This window comes from Acaryochloris thomasi RCC1774 (assembly GCF_003231495.1).
Classification (GTDB): domain Bacteria; phylum Cyanobacteriota; class Cyanobacteriia; order Thermosynechococcales; family Thermosynechococcaceae; genus RCC1774.
In genome coordinates this window covers 162,385-184,700 of record NZ_PQWO01000006.1, presented here as the reverse complement: position 1 = coordinate 184,700, position 22,316 = coordinate 162,385, and the positions used below count along the sequence as shown (strand labels likewise).

Here is a 22,316-nt window from a genome sequence, read left to right as displayed (position 1 = left end):
GGAGTGACCCAGTGCCAGACGCATCAGACCATCAAGAAAAAATCGATATTGAAAGTCCTGGCACTAATGACTCATCCGCTGACCAGAAAGGACAGGACTTCTGGGAAGCTATTCGAGCCGCTATGGAGGCGCAAAAGCAAGCTCCACCCTTAGAACCGGTCAGTCGGGACCAGAATCTACCGCTCTCCTTTGCTCAAGAGCGTCTTTGGTTCCTGGCTAAGATTGGGTCAAATAGTGCCTACAATATTCCCTACACTTTTCGGCTCAACGGCTCCTTGAATCCGCAAATTCTTGAGCAGAGCCTGATTGAGGTATTGAATCGTCATGAGGCTTTAAGAACCTACTTTAAAGAGGTGGATGGGACACCGATACAGGCTGTCTCAGACAGTATTGCCGGTATTTTTGAAACCTATGATTTAAGGGAGTTGTCGGCTGAGCAACGGGACGAAAGGCTCAAGCAGCTCGTTCAGGACAACATCAATCGGCCCTTTGACTTGGGCAAAGCACCTCTTCTAAGAGCTAAGCTACTTCAACTGGATGAAGACCAGAACGTACTGAGTCTATGCATTAACCACATTGTTTTCGATGGCTGGTCAGAGGGATTATTCTTCTCTGAGCTAGGAGAAATTTACAAGGCCCATCAGATAAAACAGCCTGCAACGGTCCCGGATCTGCCGATTCAATATGCTGATTTCTCGAACTGGCAGCGTAGCTGGATTGCCACCGGTGCTTTAGCGCCACAAATATCTTACTGGGAACAGCAGCTAGAGGGCTGTCCATCCGTTATTTTACCTGTCGACCACGAACAACCCTCTTTCCCGGCAATGGCAGGGACTCGACAATCTCTGACGCTGCCGTCCTCTCTGAAGACTGCTTTAGAGTCTCTCGCAAAAGATTCAGGAACAACGCTTTTTGTCACTCTTTTAGCTGCATTCCAAACGCTTCTGTATCGATATGTCGGCCAGGAAGATATCACGGTTTGCTCGCCAGTTGCCGGTCGCAATCGGCCAGAGATTCAGAAGTTGATTGGGTACTTCAACAACATTATTCCCCTGCGGTGTCAGCTATCGGGCAATCCAAGCTTCAAGGAACTGCTGGATCGCGTTCGCGTGACATCATTGGATGCCTTTAAGCATCAAGATGTGCCGTTTCAGCAATTGGGAGACATTCAGGGTCTTTTACTCCCTTCAATCTCGAAGGTTCTGTTTGCGTTGCTCAACACCCAAAATCAGCCCTTTCAGCTGCCGGATGTTCAGATTGAGGCGATGGTAGCACCTGAGAGAAATGCTGACTTCGACCTATCTTTTTTCTGGGAGGAAGGAGAGGACGGGCTAGTCGGCGCTTTAGAATACAAAACGGATTTATTTGAAGCTGAGACAATCGCGGCATTTCTCAGAAACTATCAGTCTCTACTAAACGGCATCGTTGAAAGTCCTGAGCAGGAGATTGCCTCGATTGAGCTGGCAGAGGCCATCAGCTACACGCCGCGTCAACCCGTTAAGCCGGCGGGGAGCACAAACGTTACGCCTCAGACTACGGTAGAAAAACAGATTCTTGAGGTCTGGCAGGATGTACTGGGTCTAACGGATGTCGGGATTCACGATAATTTCTTTGAAATTGGGGGCGGTTCACTGCTACTCGCCCAAGTCCATCAACGGTTGACAAGCCTTTTTGAATCTGACTTTTCCCCAATTGAGCTATTTAAGTCTCCGACCGTTCATTCTTTAGCGCAGTTTTTAACGGCGGCTCCATCGACGGGATCTTCTTTTCAGGCTGTCAAAGATAGAGTGCAGCGCCAAAAGCAGCGCCGCAACCAGGGGTTCGAGGGTGATGCTACGTCAAGCGTGGAGGGCATTGCCATCGTCGGCTTGGCAGGGCGTTTCCCTGGGGCTGATACTGTTGAGCAGTTCTGGCAGAATCTTTGTGATGGCGTAGAGTCGCTGACTGCTTTTACAGACGAGGAGCTGTTGGCCGCTGGCGTTGATCCGACTTTGTTGAGCCAGCCGGGATATGTCAAGTCAGGCCCGATTATCGACGATATCGAACTGTTCGATGAGTACTTCTTTGGATTCAGTCCTCGGGAGGCTTCTGCGCTTGATCCCCAGCATCGAATCATGTTGGAGTGCGCTTGGGAAGCTCTAGAGAATGCAGGCTACGATCCGGATACCTTCCCTGGCAGAATTGGGGTCTATGCTGGTGCTCTGTTCAGCAGCTATTGGCACAATAATCTTCTGTCTCGTCCAGACTTTATCCAGTCGATGGGGGCGGGTCCGGTGGAGATTGCCAACGATAAAGATTTTGTCGCCACTCGGATCTCGTACAAGCTCGATCTGAAAGGGCCTGCATTCTCTGTGAATACGGCCTGCTCGACTTCTTTAGTTGCCACACACTTAGCTTGCCAGAGCCTCCTCAGTGGTGAATGCGATATGGCGATGGCGGGAGGCGTGACCATTAATGTGCCCCATCGAATAGGCCATCCCTTTGAGGAAGGTTGGATTGAGTCAGCCGATGGTCACTGCCGTCCCTTTGATGCTGAGGCGCAGGGAACTGTTCTTGGTAATGGAGCTGGAATTGTTGTTCTAAAACGTCTTGAGGACGCTTTGGCTGACGGTGATCATATTTATTCTGTGATCAGAAGTACGGCGCTCAATAATGATGGCTCGTTGAAGGTTGGCTACACGGCCCCTAGCGTTGATGGTCAAGCAGATGTAGTTGCTGAGGCTCACGCTCTGGCTGGAGTTGAGCCTGAGAGTATTTCCTACATTGAGACCCACGGTACAGGAACCCAAATGGGCGATCCCATTGAGGTGGCAGCTTTAACCAAAGTCTTTCGTGAGCAAACCGAACAACAGGGATTCTGTGCCCTGGGATCTATCAAAAGCAATATTGGTCATCTGAATCGAGCGGCAGGCGTTGCGGGTTTAATTAAGGCGACCTTGGCGCTCAAGCACAAGCAGATTCCGCCAGTTGTCAACTTTGAAACACCGAATCCTCAGCTTGATCTAGAGAACAGCCCTTTTTACATCAACAAAGAGCTGCTGCCTTGGGAGACGAATGGGGGTCCACGTCGGGCAGGGCTTAGCTCGTTCGGGGTCGGGGGTACCAATGCCCATGCGGTACTGGAAGAATCACCCAAGATAGATGCCTCTGGAGAATCTCGTTCCTGGCAGCTATTGGTGCTTTCTGGCAAGACAGAGGAAGCTCTGGCGGCGGCGGTTGAAAATTTTGCTATCTATCTACGTGAGACTCCGATTGAAAATCTAGCTGATGTTGCCTACACATCAAAGGTGGGTCGGCGAGCGTTCGAATATCGGACAGCAGTGGTTTGTGAACGTGGGGAGGATGCGATCGCAACCCTAACCACATGGGAACCCGAAGAAGCCATCTACGCCCCCGACACCCATCAGCCTTCGATTGTCTTTATGCTGTCGGGACAGGGCGCTCAATACGTCAATATGGGCCGCGATCTCTACGAAACAGAGCGCGTTTACAGAGAAACAGTCGATCGCTGCGCAGAAATCCTAGAGCCGCACCTTGGCCTAGATCTACGCGAAATCATTTACAACACCTCGGGAGATGCTGCAGCCAACACCGAGCTCCTGAAGCAAACTAACATCACTCAGCCTGCGCTCTTTGTCACAGAGTATGCCGTTGCTCAGCTCTGGATGGCTTGGGGCATTCAGCCGCAGGCCATGATTGGCCACAGCATTGGCGAATATACGGCGGCTTGCTTAGCGGGCGTCTTCTCGCTAGAAGAAGCGTTGGCGCTCGTTGCAGAACGGGGCCGGTTGATGCAGTCCCTGCCGTCAGGCTCGATGCTGACCGTTTTCTTGCCAGAAGATGAAGTCGAAGCACTGTTGAATGATCAGCTCGCTCTGGCGACCAGTAATGCTCCATCTCTATGTACCGTGGCCGGACCTGCAGAGGCTATTGATGCTCTCAAGCAGAAGCTGGAAGACGAAAGTATTGACTTCCGAACCCTGCACACATCCCACGCTTTTCACTCCTTCATGATGGATCCTATCCTGGAGCCTTTCACTGAGCGGGTGCGACAGGTGCAGCTCAATCCGCCTCAGATTCCCTACATTTCAAACGTGACGGGAACTTGGATTACAGATGCAGAAGCTACTGATCCTAGCTACTGGGCGAACCATCTCCGATCCACGGTGCGCTTCACCGCTGGAGTCAAGGAACTGTTAGAGGATGAAACGCGCGTCCTTCTGGAAGTTGGTCCTGGACGGATGCTGAAGTCTCTGGCTTCCAAGCAGACTGGAGCTGAGCGAGTCGTGCTTTCCTCCATTCGCCATCCTAAAGAGGAAGCTTCAGACGTTGGCTTTGTACTCGAAACCGTCGGTCAGCTCTGGCAGGCTGGTGTCAAGCTGGACTGGGCTGGCTTCTATGTTGATGAGCAGCGCTACCGGGTGCCGCTGCCGACCTATCCGTTCCAGCGTCACCGTCACTGGATTGATCCTGCACCAAAAATACAGGGACAGGCTCTTCCCAGTGATGCCCGTAGTCAAACGATGCATCCGCTATTGGGGCAGCGCCTCCATCTAGCTGGGATGACTAACATTTGCTTTGAGTCTCAGGTTAGTCCTGCGATCCCAGCTTTTCTGAACGATCACTGTCTGTTTGAGACAGCGGTGATGCCCGCCACTGGATACCTGGAAATGGCGCTGGCTGCTGGCTCCAGCCTGATTCAATCTGAGACATTAGCCGTTGAAGATGTCAAGGTTCAACGGGCGCTAGCGCTGTCGGACGATGAGACGCAGACGCTTCAGTGTGTTCTTAATGCCGAGGGCAATCAGAGCTATTCGTTCCAGGTGTTTAGCCTCAAAGAACTGAAGCAGACCGAACCTGTTTGGACGTTACATGCTTCTGGCAATGTGCGAGTCCCCCAGGAATTAGAAGTACCTCCCGTTGATTTGACGGCGCTGAAGGCAGCACATACTGAAACAATTGCGGCGGCGGCTCACTACCAGAAGTTTGCAGATCAGGGCATTGGCTACGGTGAAACCTTCCAGGGTGTGAAGCAGCTTTGGACGCAGCCTCAGCAGGTCTTAGGAGAAATTGAGCTACCCGCTTCTGTTGCCTCTGAAATCAAGCAATTCAAACTGCACCCGGCCCTCTTAGATTCCTGTCTCCAGGTCGTGGGTGCCCTCTTCTCCGGCGAGGACTCTGATGACACCTACGTTCCGGTCAGTTTGGCCGCTCTAGATCTTTATCGCGCGCCAGAGACGCATCTTTGGTGCCATGCCGAGCAGCTCCAGCGAGATGACCAAAGTTTGACTGCAACGCTGACGCTGTTGGACGATCACGGAAACGTGGTTGCTCGGATTCGAGATCTAGCGTTGCGACGAGCCAGCCGTGAGGCGTTGATGCGAAGTCTACAGCAGAATGTTGAAGACTGGCTATACGAGTATGCTTGGGAACCCCAAGAGGTCGGCGCAGGCGATGTAGCAAAGATCCCGAATAACTGGCTCATTTTTATGGATCAGGCACAGGTAGGGGAGAATCTTGCCACCTCACTACAGGACAAAGGCCATCATTGCAAGTTGATTGCCAGCGGGTCAGCCTACGGTCGGCAGGGTGATCGCTACACCGTCAATCCAGAAGCACCTGAGGACGTTCAGCAATTACTGAGTAATCTTGACCTGAAGCGAGAGGGGGGCTACGGCGTCGTTCACCTCGGAAGCCTTGATCAAGCGACTAAAGCGGTGAGCACATTGACGTTGCCTGAGATTCAAAAAACGCAGGTTAAAACCTGTGGCGGCGTTCTGCACCTTGTCCAGGCTCTCAGTCAGGCCAATGTTTCTGCTGGGGTTTGGCTCGTGACCGCTGGGGCACAAGCTGTGGGACAAGTTCCAGAATCTGTTCAGGTTCAGCAGTCTCCTTTATGGGGGCTAGGGCGCGTGATTGCTCTAGAACATCCCGAGCTGCACTGCAAGATGGTGGACCTTGATCCGTTTGCTGCGGCAAATAAGGCTGAGGCGTTGTTGGCTGAAGTGACAGGCGTTGATTTAGAGAAGCAAGTCGCCTATCGACAGGACGTTCGCTACACCGCCCGATTGGTCCGCCGGACTGAGCAGAAAAAGGCTGAGCAACCGTTCCAGCTCAAGCTCAAGGAATACGGGATTTTAGAGAATTTAACGCTAGAGCCGCTGCAGCGACCCACTCCTGGACCGGCTCAGGTGGAGGTCAAGGTCCAGGCAACGGGCTTGAACTTTAAAGATGTGCTCACGGTCTTGGGCAAGCTGCAGGATTACTTTAAGACTCTGGGGCTAGAAGACCCTGAGAATATGCCATTCGGTTATGAATGTGCAGGCACTGTAACCTCTGTGGGCGACGGCGTTACTGATTTTGCCGTGGGTGATGCAGTGATTGTTGCGATCGCAACCAACTGTCTCAGCAGCCACGTGATTGCTGACGCCCAGTTCGTGATTCCCAAACCTGTCGAACTAAGCTTTGAAGAAGCCGCGACAGTCCCCACCAACTATCTGACCGCCTACTATGGTCTGCACACCCTGGCTGAGATTAAAGCGGGCGATCGCATCCTCATCCATGCCGCAGCCGGTGGCGTCGGTCAAGCTGCCGTCCAACTCGCCCAAAGAGCTGGAGCTGAAGTATTTGCCACCGCTAGCCCGGGCAAGTGGGACTTTCTTAAATCGATGGGTGTTCAGCACGTCATGAACTCCCGCACGCTGGACTTTGCTGACGAAGTGCTGTCCTTGACTAACGGAGAGGGCGTCGATGTTGTCCTCAACAGCTTGGCAGGTGACTTCATGACCAAGACCTTTGACACCATCGGTCGCGGCGGTCGGTTCCTAGAGCTGGGCAAAATTGGCCTGTGGACGCAAGAGGAAGCCAAGGCACTGGGCAAAGACATCAACTATATGCCCTACGATCTCGGCGACGACATTGCCGTTCCGCAGCCCGCCCGCATCAAAGAGATGCTGACGGTCCTGATGGCCGCTTTCCAGGACGGCTCCCTGAGACCGCTGCCTTTCACGGCCTTTCCGATGCAGGACTATATCGGCGCGTTCCGATTTATGGCCCAGGCCAAGCACATTGGTAAGGTTGTGATTTCTCAGCCTCCTCAATCTCCAACAAAAACCGAGGTTGTTCGGGAAGATGCGACCTACTTAGTAACAGGTGGATTAGGCGCTTTAGGTTTAGAAATTGCCAAGTGGCTTTCAAAACAAGGGGCTAAGCATGTCGCTCTGACCGGACGCCGGGGCGCAAGTCCAACGGCCCAGGCTGTCATCGACCAGCTTCAGGAGGCGGGAACTCAAGTCCATGTGGTCGCGGCTGATGTTTCCAAAGCAGAAGCTGTGGAGCGGACCCTCAAAGAGATCGAACCGTATCCGGCGCTGCGTGGGATTATTCATGCGGCTGGGGTAATCGATGATGGATTGCTAGTTTCGCAGAGTTGCGATCGCATCCTCGAAGTAATGGAACCCAAAGTCAACGGAGCCTGGCATTTGCACAAGCTCACTCAGAAACACCCTCTAGACTTCATGGTGTTCTTCTCCTCCGTTGCCGCCCTCTTAGGTGCCCAAGGTCAAGGCAACTACGCCGCCGCCAACGCCTTCATGGATGCCCTCGCCCACTACCGCCAGTCCCTAGGCCTGCCTGGACTCAGCCTCAGCTGGGGTCCCTGGGCAGAGGTCGGCATGGCCGCCAGCATGAGCGAACAAGACCGCGCACGCTTATCCTCTCAAGGCATCAGCTCCATTCCCGTAGAACAGGGGCTTCAGGCTCTAGAGCAGATGATTGCCGAGTCCCGAAGCCATGTCGGTGTCTTGCCCGTTAACTGGTCCACCTTCATCCAGCGCTTTTCAGGAGAAGCCTATACAAGTCTGCTGTCTGAGCTAGCGAGCCCTATTTCCGCAGCAGCTAGCGCAGAAGGAAGCGACTCGATTCAGATCGATGAACTACTCCAGCAGCTAAAAACAGCATCAGAAGAAGAGAGTCTTTCGCTACTCCTGAAATACTTACAGGTTCAATCTGCTGAGGTTTTGGGATTACCGGCCTCTCGACGGCCCAAGTCGAAAGACTCTCTCAATCGCCTCGGCCTAGATTCCCTCATGGGTGTTGAGCTGAGGACCCGCCTCCAAAGTCAACTCCAAATTGACGTTGCCATGGAGCAGCTGATCGGCGGCAGTACATTGCAGGAGCTAACAGGGGAACTCTTACATAAGCTGAGAGTTGCCAATATCTTGCTGCCGGAATCCACCCCTTCCGAAGAGCTGGAAGAAGAAGAGATGGAGGAGTTTTTCATATGAGCCTGGAACAACTGTTGTCCGATCTGTCCCAACGTGGGATTAAAATTTCCGTGCAGGACGACAAGCTGCGCGTCCGGGCTCCAAAAGGTCGAGTTACCCCAGAGCTGCGGGCCGCCCTGCACCAATCAAAACCAGAGCTGCTCAATCTCCTCAGCCAGCAAAGAACAGTTGCCAGTCCTGCAAAGGCAGCGAACGCCATTCCGCTTCTTTCCCGCGATGCTCCTCTACCCGTTTCTATCGCCCAGGAACGTCTGTGGCTAGTCGATCAGCTCCAACCTGGCAGCAGTACCTACAATCTGCCCATGGCGTTTCGACTGACCGGTCATCTTGACGCAGATCGGCTCGAAAAGTCCCTACAAACCCTGGTCAAGCGACATGAAGTTCTCAGGACTATCTATCCTCCCAGTGGGGACGGTCCCAGCGTCATCATTGAGACAACGGCCCCAGCACTGACCTGTACTGACCTACAGCAGCATCCTGAACCTGAAGTTCAAGCTTTAGGCTTAGTTGCAGAGCTGAGTAAGAAACCCTTTGACCTCGCTCAAGGACCTCTCATCCACTACAGCCTGATCCGCTTAGCTGCCGATGAGTCCTTACTCGTTATTGTTGTTCATCACATGGTGGCAGACGGTTGGTCCTTAGGACTGATCATTTCTGAAATATCTGCGTTCTACAATGCCAAAGGCTCAGGCGAAGTATCTTTCACAGATCTTCCCTTTCAATATGCTGACTTCGCAGCTTGGCAAAAACAATGGCTAGCGAGTGAACAATTGACGCCTCAGCTAGACTATTGGCACCAAATTTTTACAGACTCTCCAGAAACCCTCAAGCTACCTCTAGATCGGCTCCACTCAACCAGTCAAAGCACGCAGGGACGCTGCCAGACTTTCAATATAGATAGCTCGCTCTCTCAAGCCCTCATCGCTTTTTGCCAGCAGGAAGGTAAGTCTCAATTCACGGTCCTTTTGGCATCCTTCAAAGCATTGCTGCACTGCTATAGCGGCCAAAAGGACCTCATCGTCTGTTCGCCAGTCGCGGGGCGCAGCAGCGACACACAGCAGTTAATCGGGTATTTCAATAACATCTTGCCCTTGCGGACCCAGGTTTCTAGTCACCAAACCTTTCGTGACCTTATCCAACAGGAGCAGAAAACAGTCACCGCAATTTATGACTATCCTGACGTACCTTTGCAACAGATTGCCAATTTCCCGAATTTAGCAGGTATTTCCCTATCCCGAGCGTTGTTCGTCCTTCAAAGTCAACAGAGCGGTCCCCAGCAGGCTCTGACCCTTGATGCAGTAACCGCTCAACCGCTAACAAAAGAAGAAATGGGCGTTGATACCGCTGACTTTGATCTAGCAATTTTTGTAGAGCCAGCCCCCCATCAGTTCGGCGGATATATTCAGTATCGAACAGAGCTTTTTGAGCAATCCACAGTCGAAGATCTCTTTCGTCACTGGGTGACTTTGCTAGAGCGAGCACTTGAGCAGCCAGAAGCAACATTAAGTGAGCTGCAGCCCCTCGGCACCGTTGAGCGTCAACAATTACAAGATAAAGTTGATGCACTCAATCAGCTTTCAGCCAAAGCCGAACAAGATCAGGCCCACTACGTTGCCCCTCGCAATCCCGTAGAGCTACAGTTAACACAAATTTGGCAAACTGTTTTGGGTGTAGACCAGGTTGGCGTGCATGATAACTTCTTTGATCTAGGCGGCTCTTCGTTGTTAGCGCTGCAGTTGTTCAATCAGATCAAAATGGTCTGTGATCAAAAGCTACCGTTGGCGACCTTGATTGAAGCACCAACCGTTGAACAGCTAGCCGAAACAATCCGTAAGAAAGATGAGTCGGCTCCCTGGTCTCCGATTGTTCCCTTGCAGCCCCATGGTGCTAAGCCTCCTTTTTTCTGCGTTTGTGGCAGAGGGGGTCACGTCCTCAATTTTCGAGTTTTAGCGAGTCTTTTAGACTCAGAGCAGCCCTTCTATGGTTTAGAGTCCCGTGCTCTAGATGGTCAGCACTCTGCAAATGTTCGCATTGAAGACATGGCCGCAGACTATCTTCAAGAAATAAGAACGTTTCAGCCAGAAGGACCTTATTTTCTTGGAGGATACTCCTTTGGCGGTATCGTAGCCTTTGAAATGGCCCAGCAACTTCGTCAGAAAGGTCAAAAGGTAGCACTGCTGGTCTTGTTTGACTCAATACGGGATGTCTCACCGTTGAAGAGGTGGCTTTATAATGCGATGAATCTTCTGCGATTTCGAGTTCATCCTCTCGTTTTTCTGAAATATTTTCTTAATTTCCTACAGCATCAGCTCAAGGAAAAAAGTTACTCGAACAGGCTCCTTCGTCCTTTCTTCTCATCTAAGTCACGTCCTCACTGGAGTTCCACGATCGATGAAGTGACCTACCGAGTCGCGCAAGCCAATTACAAAGCCGTCAAAGACTACGAACCCAGAATCTACTCAGATACGTTAACCATTCTTCGAGCCACTGAACGAAATGTTGACCAGCAACATGTATATCGCGCGCCTGACCTAGGTTGGGGAGAGTTAATCGACGGGAAGATAGAAGTTCATTCTGTCCCAGGCTATCATGGAAAAATGCTGAGCCAGCCCTACGTTCAAGACGTAGCTCAGCAGCTCGGAGCATGCTTGGACGAGGCTCAGAAAATATCAATCCGTTTCAACGAGCCGACACAGACATCAAATTAGAATCAGGCTATATTACCCAAAATTCCCGCAGAAAAAGCGAACAATACAGGTTCACAAGGGAATGAAGCCTTGAGTCAAGGAAGAAGCACCAATGTGATTTATGCCGGAGGCTACATTATCCGGTGATCTAGAAAAGGAAATGGAGGAAATTACATGAGTTTGGAGGGTCTGCTATCTGAGTTATCTCAACTGGGGATCAAGGTATCTGCTGAAAACGATAGGTTGCGCATCCGAGCTCCTAAAGGGAAATTTACCCCTGAACTCCAAGAGACTTTAAAGCAGTCCAAACCAGAGCTGCTGCAATTACTGAGTCAGACCAAGACTTTCTCGGGTTTAGCTTCGACTCTTACTCCTATCCCTGTCACTTCCCGAGATGTCCCCTTGCAGGTTTCAATGGCCCAAGAACGCTTGTGGTTAGTTGATCAGCTTCAGGCAGGCATGGGTATATATAACCTACCCATGGCCTTTTGGCTGACGGGCAATCTTCATATCGAACGCCTTGAGGCCGCGCTGAAAACAATTGTTAACCGCCATGAAGTTCTAAGAACTATCTACACCAGTAACGGTAGTGGTCCCAAAGTCGTCATCCAAGCAGAAACTCCCCCTGCCCTTACGATCGTTAATTTACAGGAGCAGAGTGACGCAGAAAGCCAAGCGCTACGCAGGGTCGCAGAGATCAGTAAGCAACCCTTCGAGCTAGACAAGGGACCGCTGATCAACTACACCTTGCTCCAGATATCGTCACAGGAATACTTACTGGTTATTGTGGTCCATCACATGGTGGCAGACGGCTGGTCTTTGGGCTTAATTATTTCAGAGCTATCTTCTCTATACAATGCAGGAGGATCAAATATATCCTCCGCATTACCAGAGCTGCCTTTTCAGTATGTCGACTTTGCGGCTTGGCATCAGGAGTGGCTTTCAGGAGATGCTCTCAAACCCCAAGTAGAGTATTGGCAGCAGGTCTTCGATGAGACTCCCGAGGCCTTGAAGCTGCCCCTCGATCGGGCCTACTCAAACAATCAAAGCATGCAGGGACGCTGTCAGTCTTTCAGGATAGAGCGTCCTCTCTGCCGTGCCTTCACTGATTTTTGCCAGCAGGAGGGTAAGTCTCAGTTCACTGTTCTTCTCGCGTCATTCAAAGCATTATTGCACTGCTACAGCGGGCAGACTGATCTCATTGTTTGCTCACCAGTAGCAGGACGCAGCCGCAGTGATACGCAAAAACTGATTGGATATTTCAACAATATTCTGCCCCTGCGTACGCGGGTCACGAGTGAATTGACGTTCCGAGAACTAATGAATCAGGAACAACAGACGATCACAGCCATCTACGATTACCCCGACGTGCCCCTGCAGCAAATTGCGGGCTTTCCATCATTAGCAGGTGTTCCTCTATCCCGCGCACTATTTGTTCTTCAAAGTCAGCAGAATGGCCCACAACAGCCTCTTGAACTCGGCCAAATGACAGCTCAAGCCTTGAGCAAAGAAGAGATGGCAATAGACACAGCTGACTTTGATCTAGCGATATTCGTTGAGCCCGATGGCGATGATATGGGTGGGTACATCCAATACAAAACAGATCTGTTTGATAAGGCAACCCTGAAAAGCCTGTTTCAGCACTGGATGATTCTACTGGAGCGAGCGATTGCACAACCCGAAGCAACGCTAGCTGATATTAGACCACTAGGGACCGTTGAGCAAAAACAATTAAAAGATAAGCTCGACGCTCTCAATCGCTCACTAGATACAGACAACAACAAGAATTATCTGGCACCTCGAAATCCTGCAGAATTACAGCTGACAAAGATTTGGCAGACTGTCTTAAACCTAGAGCAGATTGGAGTTCAAGACAACTTTTTTGAACTCGGCGGAAAATCTCTAGCGGCCATTGAACTGTTCTCTCAAATTGAAGAGACGTTTGATAAGAAGCTTCCCTTCAGTAAAATTTTTCAAGCCCCCAGTATTGAGAAGCTCGCCGCTCTTCTAACTGAAGAAAATTCATCTGAGTGGAATTCACTTGTCGCCATTAAGCCAGAAGGTTCTAAACCTGCACTTTTTTGCATGCACTCAGTTGAGCCCAGTATTTTACATTATCACAACATTGCGACCTATCTCGATAAAGAGCAGCCATTCTACGGGCTTCAGCCCCCCGCACTAGGTGGGAAGGAAAATCTTGTTTTTAGCCAGATCGAAGATATGGCAGCTCATTTTATTCGAGAGATACAAACGCTGCAGCCAAAGGGTCCCTATTCTTTAATCGGACATTCAGGGGGCGGATTAGTCGCTTACGAAGTTGCCAGACAGCTTGAAGAAAAAGGTCATGATGTGGCATTTGTTGGCATGATTGACACATTTGCACCCGGGCATCAACCTCGCCCTCGCATTCATATGCCTTCCCTGACCTATCAAATATATATTCACTTTTTTAATCTTTCGCGTGTTAATCCAAGACGCAAAGTAGGTTATATACTTGAACGACTTAAGGGTGTCATTCCTAGTTTCATTTGGGAGAGAATTGATAAGACAGCATTTTTGATTAATGATACGCTGCACAACGAGCTTCCTGAGATCTATGAGAACCTTCCTATTTATCGTGAAATAAAGTTAGCTAACTACGAAGCATTTAACTCCTACCATCCAGATTTCTGCTACTCAGGAAAGATAAATCTATATCGGTCTGTCGAGCGTCCAACGACCATCCGAGACAATCTTTCTCTCGGATGGGAAGCCGTCACAAAGAAAGAAGTAAATACTCAAGAGATTCCTGGGCACCATAACACCATGGTTCATGAGCCATACGTTCAAATCTTATCGAAAAAAATACAAAGAAACCTAGATCAAAGCTTACGCAAAACAGAATAAAAGCCTGCCTACTCTTTGGAGAAAAACGTTTTTGTTTCTAGTAAATTGATGCATCACTAGCACAACAGAAATTAAATAGCCCGAAGTATAACCCATCAATATTTCTAACGCTTAGATTAAAAAATGGATCGACTACCTAACTTCTTGATCATTGGTGCAGCGAAAGGAGGAACAACCTCTCTCTACTACTACCTTGATCAGCACCCTCAAATCTATATGAGCCCATTGAAGGAGCCTCGCTTTTTTGCTCTAGAAGATGAAGAGTTGAACTTTCAAAATCCTGATCAATCCATCAATCACACTTCAGTAACGACTTTATCTGAATATCACAAACTATTCGATGGCGTTACCCATGAAACAGCAATCGGGGAGGCTTCACCGCTATACCTTTATAGTGCAAAAGCGGTTGATCGCATTGCCCACTACGTCCCTGACACAAAACTGATTGCAGTCCTTCGGAACCCAGTTGATAGGGCTTATTCCTGCTACAAGCATTTGATTGCTCAGGAGTCTCTTTCGTTCGCAGAGGCTCTACAGGCAGAAGATAAGCGAATTCATCAAAACTGGGCTCACCTTTGGCATTATCGGCAGGGGGGATATTACTACGCACAGCTCAAACCCTACTTCGAACGATTTGATCGCAGTCAACTAAAAATTTATTTGTTTGATGACTTAATTGCTAGCCCCTTAGATGTCATCCGAGATCTATTCTCGTTTTTGGAGGTTGATGATACCTTCACGCCAGAATTAACTCACAAGAACGTGTCGAACAACCCTAAGGTCAAAATTTTGCAGAACATCCTAAGCGAGCGCAACTCGCTACGATCCTTTGCCAAGCAGGTTGTGCCCGAACAACTCAGGGTCAGCGTTGCCAATAAAGTCAGAAGCTGGAATTCAAAGAAGTTTTCAGCTATGCCTGCAGATATTAAAGAACAGTTAACTAAAGATTATAGGGAAGATATACTCAGCCTTCAGAATCTTATTGAGCGAGACCTTTCTCGTTGGTTAGACTGACAAGATATAGGCTCAAATACATCCTGAGCCTAAAGCCCGAATGACAGATGATACGAGCAGCATCTATTGCGCCAGAGTAAGAAACTTGTATCTACACGCAGGAAAACGCAACGAAGAGTCATAGAAATGGGTGGGGTAGTTCAGAACAGGGGAAAGTTACGTTGTTGCAAGAGATATCTCTATCGATAGAGCTTGCAAGTCTAAATACTTAACGGAGTCCAGTTTATGACACTACCTAATTTTATAATAATAGGCCCTGCTAAATGTGGCACAACTTCGCTGTGTCACTACCTAGGGCAGCATCCTGAAATTTATATCAGTCCAGCTAAAGAACCACGTTTTTTTGCGCCAGAGTTTTATGCGACCCCTCCGAATAGTCTGGTTCGTAAAGGAGCAAGAAGAAAACAGATGGGACTCCAAGAGTATAAAAGTCTATTCAGAGGCGTTACAACAGAGAAGGCAATTGGAGAAGCCTCCACTGAGTATATGTTTTTCCCAAAATCTCCTAACAGAATCAAGGAACTCATACCACAAGCCAAGTTAATTACTGTCCTTAGAAACCCTTGCGATCGTGCATTTTCAGCCTACTGCTATCAGCGCAGGGACGGTGCTGAAAATTTAACTTTCAAAGAAGCGCTTGAGGAAGAGGAAAAGCGTTCTAAAGAAGACTGGAGACCGGGCTGGCGATATAAAGAAGCAGGATTCTATTATGAACAAATATCTAGATACTCTGAGCTTTTTTCACCTCAGCAGCTCAAGATATTTCTCTACGAAGAGTTAAACCAGAATCCGCTAGACACATTGAAAAACATATTCAAATTTCTTGAAGTTGACTCAGGATTCGTTCCTGACTTGTCTCGGAAGAACGTATCTTCAGTACCTCAAAACCTGCTCATCAACAAGATGCTTGTCCCTAGTTCACCAATTTCTTTTCTAAAGCCGTACCTCCCCGATCAATGGAAAATAATACTGCGAAATATTCGAGAAAAAAACAGAAAGTCTAAGCCTGATTTGCCTGATGACCTGCGGGAGACATTGGTAAAAACCTATGAGGAAGATATACTCAGACTTCAAGAATACATTCAGAAGGATTTATCTAGCTGGCTGATGCACTAAAGTCCTGGATTGGGGAGAATGTAATTGATCTATTGAAGTAAGTACTGAAAATCTGTTAACTCAAATTATTTATTGATACTCACAAACATATGCTAGGGTACCTCAAGAAAATTTTGTACGTCTTGCCAGCAAGCAACTTTCATCTCTTGTTGGCTGCCTTTGTCTTTATATTAACGTCAGGTGTCGAAGCTTTAGGAATAGGTATCCTAGGCCCATTCATTGCTTTGGCAAGTGACTTTGACATGATCGAGCGTACGCCTTTGCTTAGTCAGTTACGCGACTCACTTGGGATTGCTCAAGAAAGTCACTTTGTAGCTCTAGTTGGGCTAATGGCTGTGCTTATTTTCTTATTAAGAACTTTAATTGTTGGGGGCACCCAAATATTCATCGCGAGGTTTAGTAACCAGCAGCAAAGAGCTCTGATTATTAAAATGGCTCGTGGTTATCTTGAAGCTCCCTATATCTACCACATCAGTAAAAATACTTCAGCAATTATAGATAGGCTCATTGAGATTGCGAATACATTTTCAACGCTAGTTTTTATGCCTTTGCTTATTGCATTGGCAAATACGTTCTTGTTCATTGCTTTATTCTGCTTACTTTGTTTTACAAGTTTGCCGATGGTAATTGCGCTACTAGCGACTCTTTTACCAATCTTACTGTTCTTCAACTCCCTCGCATCTAAAGTTAGAGGATGGGGAAGGCAGATGCGCGAAAGCAAAGCAGATATTATTCAAATTGTGAACCACGCTTTCGGCAGCGTTAAGGAGACGAAAGTTATTGGCTGTGAGAACTATTTTGAAAATCAGATTATCTATCAAGCTGAAAAGCTTGAGAAGGTTCAGCGTACTTTTGTTGCCTTCAAGCTTTTACCGCGATTCTTTATGGAAAGCATCCTTGTCATCATTGTGGTGGCAATCATATGCTTTTCTGTTCTGATTAATGAAGAGGGGATTGCCGAAACTACGTCAGTGCTAGGGATCTTCACTCTAGCTGCATTACGCCTACTGCCAGCCATCAACAATATTGTTATCAGTATTACCCAGATCAGAGCATCTAGCTTTACGCTCAATCAGATTCATTATGAACTATCTGAGTTGGATTCACTTAGATACAGAACAGAGGCTGACAGGCAACAAAAAGCATCTGTTTTGGAGCGAAAGCCCATGCCTGACACCAAGTTTAATGCTGGCTTAAATACGATTCAGGAAGCAGGAGTTTCAAATACCTTCCGTTTTGACAAACAGATTAGATTAGAAGGGATTACCTATCATTATCCTAATTCTGACAAGCCAGTGATTTCTGATCTGTCGCTGACAATTAGCAAAGGAGACTCAATCGCTTTTATAGGTAAGTCAGGTGCAGGAAAAACAACACTTGTTGATATTCTCTTGGGCCTATTGATTCCCCAGAGTGGAGATTTGATGGTCGACAATGACTCTATCTATCAAAATCTTCGTGCTTGGAAAGATTTAATTGCCTATATTCCACAAAGCATATTTCTGACAGATGAATCTATTGAGAAGAATATCGCTTTTGGCGTTCCTGAGCATCTAATCGATCGCAAGAAAATTTCTGAAGCGATTGAAGTTGCTCAGCTTACCGAAGTTATCAATGCTTTACCGAATGGCTTGAGTACCTTAGTTGGCGAGCGAGGCATTTTGTTGTCGGGTGGACAGAGGCAGCGTGTTGGTATCGCTAGAGCGATTTATCATGACCGGCAAATTTTGGTACTTGATGAAGCCACGGCAGCATTGGACAATGAAACGGAAAAGTTAGTGACGGACTCTATTGCATCCTTATCTTCAAGTAGCAGGCTCACGCTGATTACAATTGCACACCGACTAACAACCATCAAAAATTGTGACAAGATTTATATGCTAGATGCTGGAGAAGTTGTGAAATCGGGGAATTATAAGGAAGTAGTGGAAAACGTCCGCACGTAGAGATTCACTTTATCTACAGTTCATACGGGTGCAGACTAAGCATAGTTAATGCAAATTCCCCCTGCTTGCGTTCTAAATAGTGCAACCTTAATGAGTCAAAGTCATGGAGATCTCTAAAAAAAGAGTCAGCTACTTGCTTAAGCGAGTCAATCAAAAGGTATCGCATGTCTTTGAAGATTATGCACGGGTTGTATCAAAGAACTCGGATCCCCATGCAGTTGTAAACAGAAAAGAGATCAGAGTCCTGGGATTACGGCGCTCAGGTAATCACGCCATTATCAACTGGATCGCGAAGCAAGTCCAGGGCGAGGTAATGTTCATCAATCATGTTAAACCACTAGAAAATCCTTATCGCGATCAGTATGAAAGCCAAGTCATATTGGGGCGTAAGCTTGATGAGTCACTATGGAACTATAGGGAGCCTAACTGGTGGAAGAGTGAAAAGGAAGGTGATTTCTCTGTCAAAGATTGCTTACTCTATAGTTATGAAGATCAAGAGATTGAAAAGGTTACAAAGGCTTCATTTGAGCGGAAGCACGATCTGTATCTAGGGAAGAGTGACAAGCGATTCGATATTATTGTAATGCGTGACCCTTTTAACTTGTTCGCGAGTCGGCTACAGTCTAAACCTCGTGAAGATCGACCCAACTTTAGTATGTTGGAAGTCTACTCGCGCCGCTACAGCCTGCCTGAGCTATGGGTTTCTTATGCTAAAGAGTGCTTAGATGAGACCTCTTTTTTGAAAAACAATAAGTTATTCGTTAACTACAATAAGTGGTTTTTTGACATCGACTATCGAAAGGAGCTCTCAGCTCAGCTTCAGGTGAAGTTTACAGACGATGGCTTAAATGATATTTCGGTCTCTGGTCGCGGCAGTTCTTTTGATGGGGATAAGTATGCTGGCGAAGCTCACAAAATGGATGTTCTAAACCGATGGAAGCTTTTCGCCGACAATCCTCGATATCAGGAACTGTTTAAGACAGATGGGGTAAGGGAGTATGCAACTCAATTGTTCGGCCATATACCGGGAACAGAAGTTCTTTTTAGCTAAGTAAAAGCATCAGATCCTTGCGCTGCACGGGTTTCTCCGAAACACCACCCTCAGTAGAAGTTGGCTCTCTATGGATAATCAGCCTTTAATCAGCATTGTTATTGATAACTATAACTACGCACAGTTTCTGCGGCAGGCGATTGATAGTGCCCTCAATCAGGATAGGCAGGATGTAGAGGTCATTGTTGTTGATGATGGCTCTACGGATGATTCTGCTGCTGTTATTGCAGAGTATGGCGATCGCATCCACGCGATCTTTCAGCCGAATGGAAAGCAGGCTGCGGCTCTTAATACAGGGTTCTCGGCTAGCAAAGGTGACATTATTCTATTTTTAGATGCGGATGACTATCTGCTGCCTGACGCCGTTAATCAGATTGTTGAAGCTTTTGAATCTGGAGTGGGTAAGGTTCACTTTCGGTTGCAGGTCGTTGACGGCAGCAGTCAATCGCTGGATTACTCTATCCCATCTGCTGGTATGGAGCTGTCTTCTGGAGAGGTCTGGCGCAAACTTTTGGAAACCAGTAGCTATGTCAGTGCGCCGATGAGTGGCAATGCCTATCGGCGTAAAACGCTCATACCTGTGTTTCCGATTCCTGATGCCTATAGGACAACTGCCGATGATTATTTGATGATGTCAACGCCCTTTTACGCAGGGAAGCTGGCGAGTATTAACGATCCGATGGGGGCTTATCGGGTTCATAGTGATAATCAGTGGGCGTTGACGACTGTATCGGGCAGCCGATTTCGGCGATTTGTCACTCATGATCTCCAGAATTTTGAACTCCTGCAGCAAAGGGCTAAAGAGAAAGATTTGGAGGTGCCCGATGATTTGGAACGACGCTCAATGGGGCGGATTTGGTCTCGCTTAGCCTCTCTACGCCTGGAGCCTCAGGAGCATCCGGTGCCGTCAGATAGTGCTTTCCAGCTAATGCTATGGGGATTGCAGGCCCTCTGGCAGTTTTCTAGCCACAACTTTCCGAAGAGAATTATCTACAGTGTTTTATTTGCATGGGTGAGTTTAATGCCTGTCCCTCTTGCTAAACAGGGACTGACGTGGCTCTATGCGCCTCATTTGCGCCCCAAAGTCGTGGATAAGACGCTGACCAGACTACGGACGCTAGTGAGTAGCTAAATAGGGACGTTCAATGATGGGGCCTATGCGTGTTGCAATTTTACGGAGAGCGCCGAGAGCGTCTTTCAGCATGGATGTCTATGCCGATAGCTTGGTCAAAGGCTTGAAAGCTGTTCGACCTGACTGGGAGATTATGGAACAATCGCCAGTTCTAGGCAAGGCTAGCTCTAGACAGTCCAATTTGTTGGCTGGGGGGAGAAAGTACTATGAGCGATACTGGCGCTATCCGCGTTCGCTTCAGCGGTTAGATGCTGATATTTTTCACGTTATCGACCATAGTGATGGCTATCTAGGCTACTGGCTGAATTTTTACAAAAAGAAGAATGTCGTGACCTGTCATGATTTGATTAATCTAACTCAGCCTGAGAGTTTTAAGGGGAGAGCTCGCTTTCCTGTGATCAGCTTATCGGCTTGGAAGTTTGCCGTTCAGGGGATGCAGACTGCAGATCATGTGATTGCGGTTTCTGCACATACGAAAAAAGATACGGTTGAACACCTTGCGATCGCATCTCAAAAAATCACGGTGGTCCCCAACGCCGTCGATCCTACCTTTCGTCTCCTATCCACCGATCAAACGGACTCATTTCGAGAGCAAATGGGTCTTGATCGGGGAACCCTATGTTTACTCAATGTCGGCTCTAACAATGCCCGCAAGAATGTCCTGACAATATTAAAGGTTTTAGCATCCCTAAAAGATCAGGGTCTCTCTGCTCACTTTTGGAAAGTGGGCGCAGATTTCGATCTAGAACAGCAGACATATATTAAGAGGCATCAATTAGAAGACTTAACGACCTATCTAGGACAGCCAGACGAGGACAAGTTAGTGCAGATTTATAATGCGGCAGATATACTGGTGGCTCCTTCCCTTTACGAGGGCTTTGGCCTGACATTGCTAGAGGCAATGGCCTGCGGAACGGCTGTGGTGGCAGCCAATGTAACCGCAATGCCGGAGGTAGTCGGTGACGCAGGGGTTTTGATCGATCCGATGGATGTAGATGCGATCGCAACTGCAATTCAAGACCTCTCCGATAATTCCGCGCATCGAAAAGTCCTCATTGAGCGGGGGTTGAAACGCGTTAAGCAGTTTACCTGGGAGAAAACCGCCGAGCAGGTGGCTAATATCTATGAACAAGTTTTGCGATAGAAAAAGGGGAGCCATTGGCGGGAGAACCGATGGATATTAATACTTCTATATTTTAAAAAGATAAGTTTATGAGTTATCAGTTAAAAGATATTTCTCGACTACACGGTAGAGACTTTGTTTTTGCAACTCGATACTGGAAAGATAGGCTCTTCAACCAGCTTAAAGGCAGTCCTCCCAAGTCTTTAATTCTCTGCAACTCCTATCCCAAGAGTGGAACACATTTACTCTACCAAATTCTCTACTCCATACCGGGCTTACAAAAGTGGGACGACATCGTATCCGTGCAGGCGCTTTGTGGCGTCATGAACACAGCCGATCACATTCGCTGGAAAGTTGGCTCAGCCCCCGATCTCTCCATTGTGAGAAGCCACCTGATGTACTGCGACGAAATTGTCGAGATTCTCAAGGAATTTAACTGCAAGCCGCTATTTATCTATCGAGACCTGAGAGATGTTGCCGTTTCCCATGCGCGTTGGGTGACCAAAGAAGAGCGGATCTTTTTGCACGATCTCTATCTTGAGCAGGCTAGTTTTGATGAGCAGCTCATGAGCTCCATTAAAGGCGTACCTGTTGGCAGTCCCTTTGGCTCCAACGTATCTCAGCCTGATATCGGCTCAGATTTTCTCCGCTGGAATGGTTGGGTCGAAGACTCCGGAACGCTTGCGGTTAAATTTGAAGATCTCGTGGGTGAACGGGGCGGTGGCTCAGAAGCTAAACGGATTGATATTGTGCAGCAAATTCTAGATCACCTCTCTATTTCTATGCCTGCAGATCAGGTGACGGAAAAATTTGCTTCCTATACACTCAACCCCTCTGAATCCCACACCTTTAAGAAAGGGGGGAAAGGCAGCATCGGCGGCTGGCAGAATCTGTTCAAGGAGGAGCATAAAGTTGAATTCAAAAAGGTTGCTGGAGACCTCCTGGTTAAATTAGACTATGAAGAGAACTCGAATTGGTAATTTCATCTTAAATAGCTCAATATAGTGCCGAGCTTCAGCCCAGTTTCGAGCGACTCAACTCCTAGAATGCTATTTATTAACAAAAGTAAGCCGATA

The 22,316-nt window shown here is 48.1% G+C and carries 10 protein-coding genes; all 10 read left to right on the top strand.

Annotated elements, in window-relative coordinates; genetic code table 11:
• Nucleotides 1-11 precede the first annotated feature (11 nt).
• The 10 genes from C1752_RS11900 (at nt 12) to C1752_RS11855 (ending at nt 22,220) form a co-directional block, all read left to right on the top strand.
• Nucleotides 12-8,285 (top strand): type I polyketide synthase, encoded by an 8,274-nt coding sequence (locus C1752_RS11900; RefSeq protein WP_110986286.1) that lies wholly within the window; start codon nt 12-14, stop codon nt 8,283-8,285.
• A complete protein-coding gene (locus tag C1752_RS11895; RefSeq protein ID WP_110986285.1) occupies nt 8,282-10,993 on the top strand; it encodes a condensation domain-containing protein in 2,712 nt (903 codons plus the stop codon). Before C1752_RS11900 ends, C1752_RS11895 begins: the two co-directional genes overlap by 4 nt.
• Nucleotides 10,994-11,146: 153 nt before the next feature.
• Nucleotides 11,147-13,858, top strand: coding sequence for a condensation domain-containing protein (locus C1752_RS11890; protein WP_110986284.1), 2,712 nt, complete (start codon nt 11,147-11,149; stop codon nt 13,856-13,858).
• A 123-nt stretch (nt 13,859-13,981) separates the two neighbouring features.
• Nucleotides 13,982-14,872 (top strand): sulfotransferase family protein, encoded by an 891-nt coding sequence (locus tag C1752_RS11885; protein ID WP_110986283.1) that lies wholly within the window; start codon nt 13,982-13,984, stop codon nt 14,870-14,872.
• Nucleotides 14,873-15,097: 225 nt separating this feature from the next.
• Nucleotides 15,098-15,988 (top strand): sulfotransferase family protein, encoded by an 891-nt coding sequence (locus C1752_RS11880; RefSeq protein WP_110986282.1) that lies wholly within the window; start codon nt 15,098-15,100, stop codon nt 15,986-15,988.
• Nucleotides 15,989-16,077: 89 nt separating this feature from the next.
• Nucleotides 16,078-17,934, top strand: coding sequence for an ABC transporter ATP-binding protein (locus C1752_RS11875; protein WP_110986281.1), 1,857 nt, complete (start codon nt 16,078-16,080; stop codon nt 17,932-17,934).
• Nucleotides 17,935-18,037: 103 nt separating this feature from the next.
• The gene (locus C1752_RS11870; protein WP_110986280.1) at nt 18,038-18,985 is read left to right on the top strand and encodes a hypothetical protein; all 948 of its coding nucleotides are present in this window, start codon (nt 18,038-18,040) and stop codon (nt 18,983-18,985) included.
• Nucleotides 18,986-19,055: 70 nt separating this feature from the next.
• Complete coding sequence (locus tag C1752_RS11865) at nt 19,056-20,117, top strand: glycosyltransferase family 2 protein (RefSeq protein WP_110986279.1); 1,062 nt, start codon at nt 19,056-19,058, stop codon at nt 20,115-20,117.
• Nucleotides 20,118-20,142: 25 nt separating this feature from the next.
• Nucleotides 20,143-21,261, top strand: a complete 1,119-nt coding sequence (locus C1752_RS11860) for a glycosyltransferase family 4 protein (RefSeq protein ID WP_110986278.1) — start codon at nt 20,143-20,145, stop codon at nt 21,259-21,261.
• 68 nt (nt 21,262-21,329) lie between these two features.
• Nucleotides 21,330-22,220, top strand: coding sequence for a sulfotransferase domain-containing protein (locus C1752_RS11855; RefSeq protein ID WP_110986277.1), 891 nt, complete (start codon nt 21,330-21,332; stop codon nt 22,218-22,220).
• Nucleotides 22,221-22,316 lie beyond the last annotated feature (96 nt).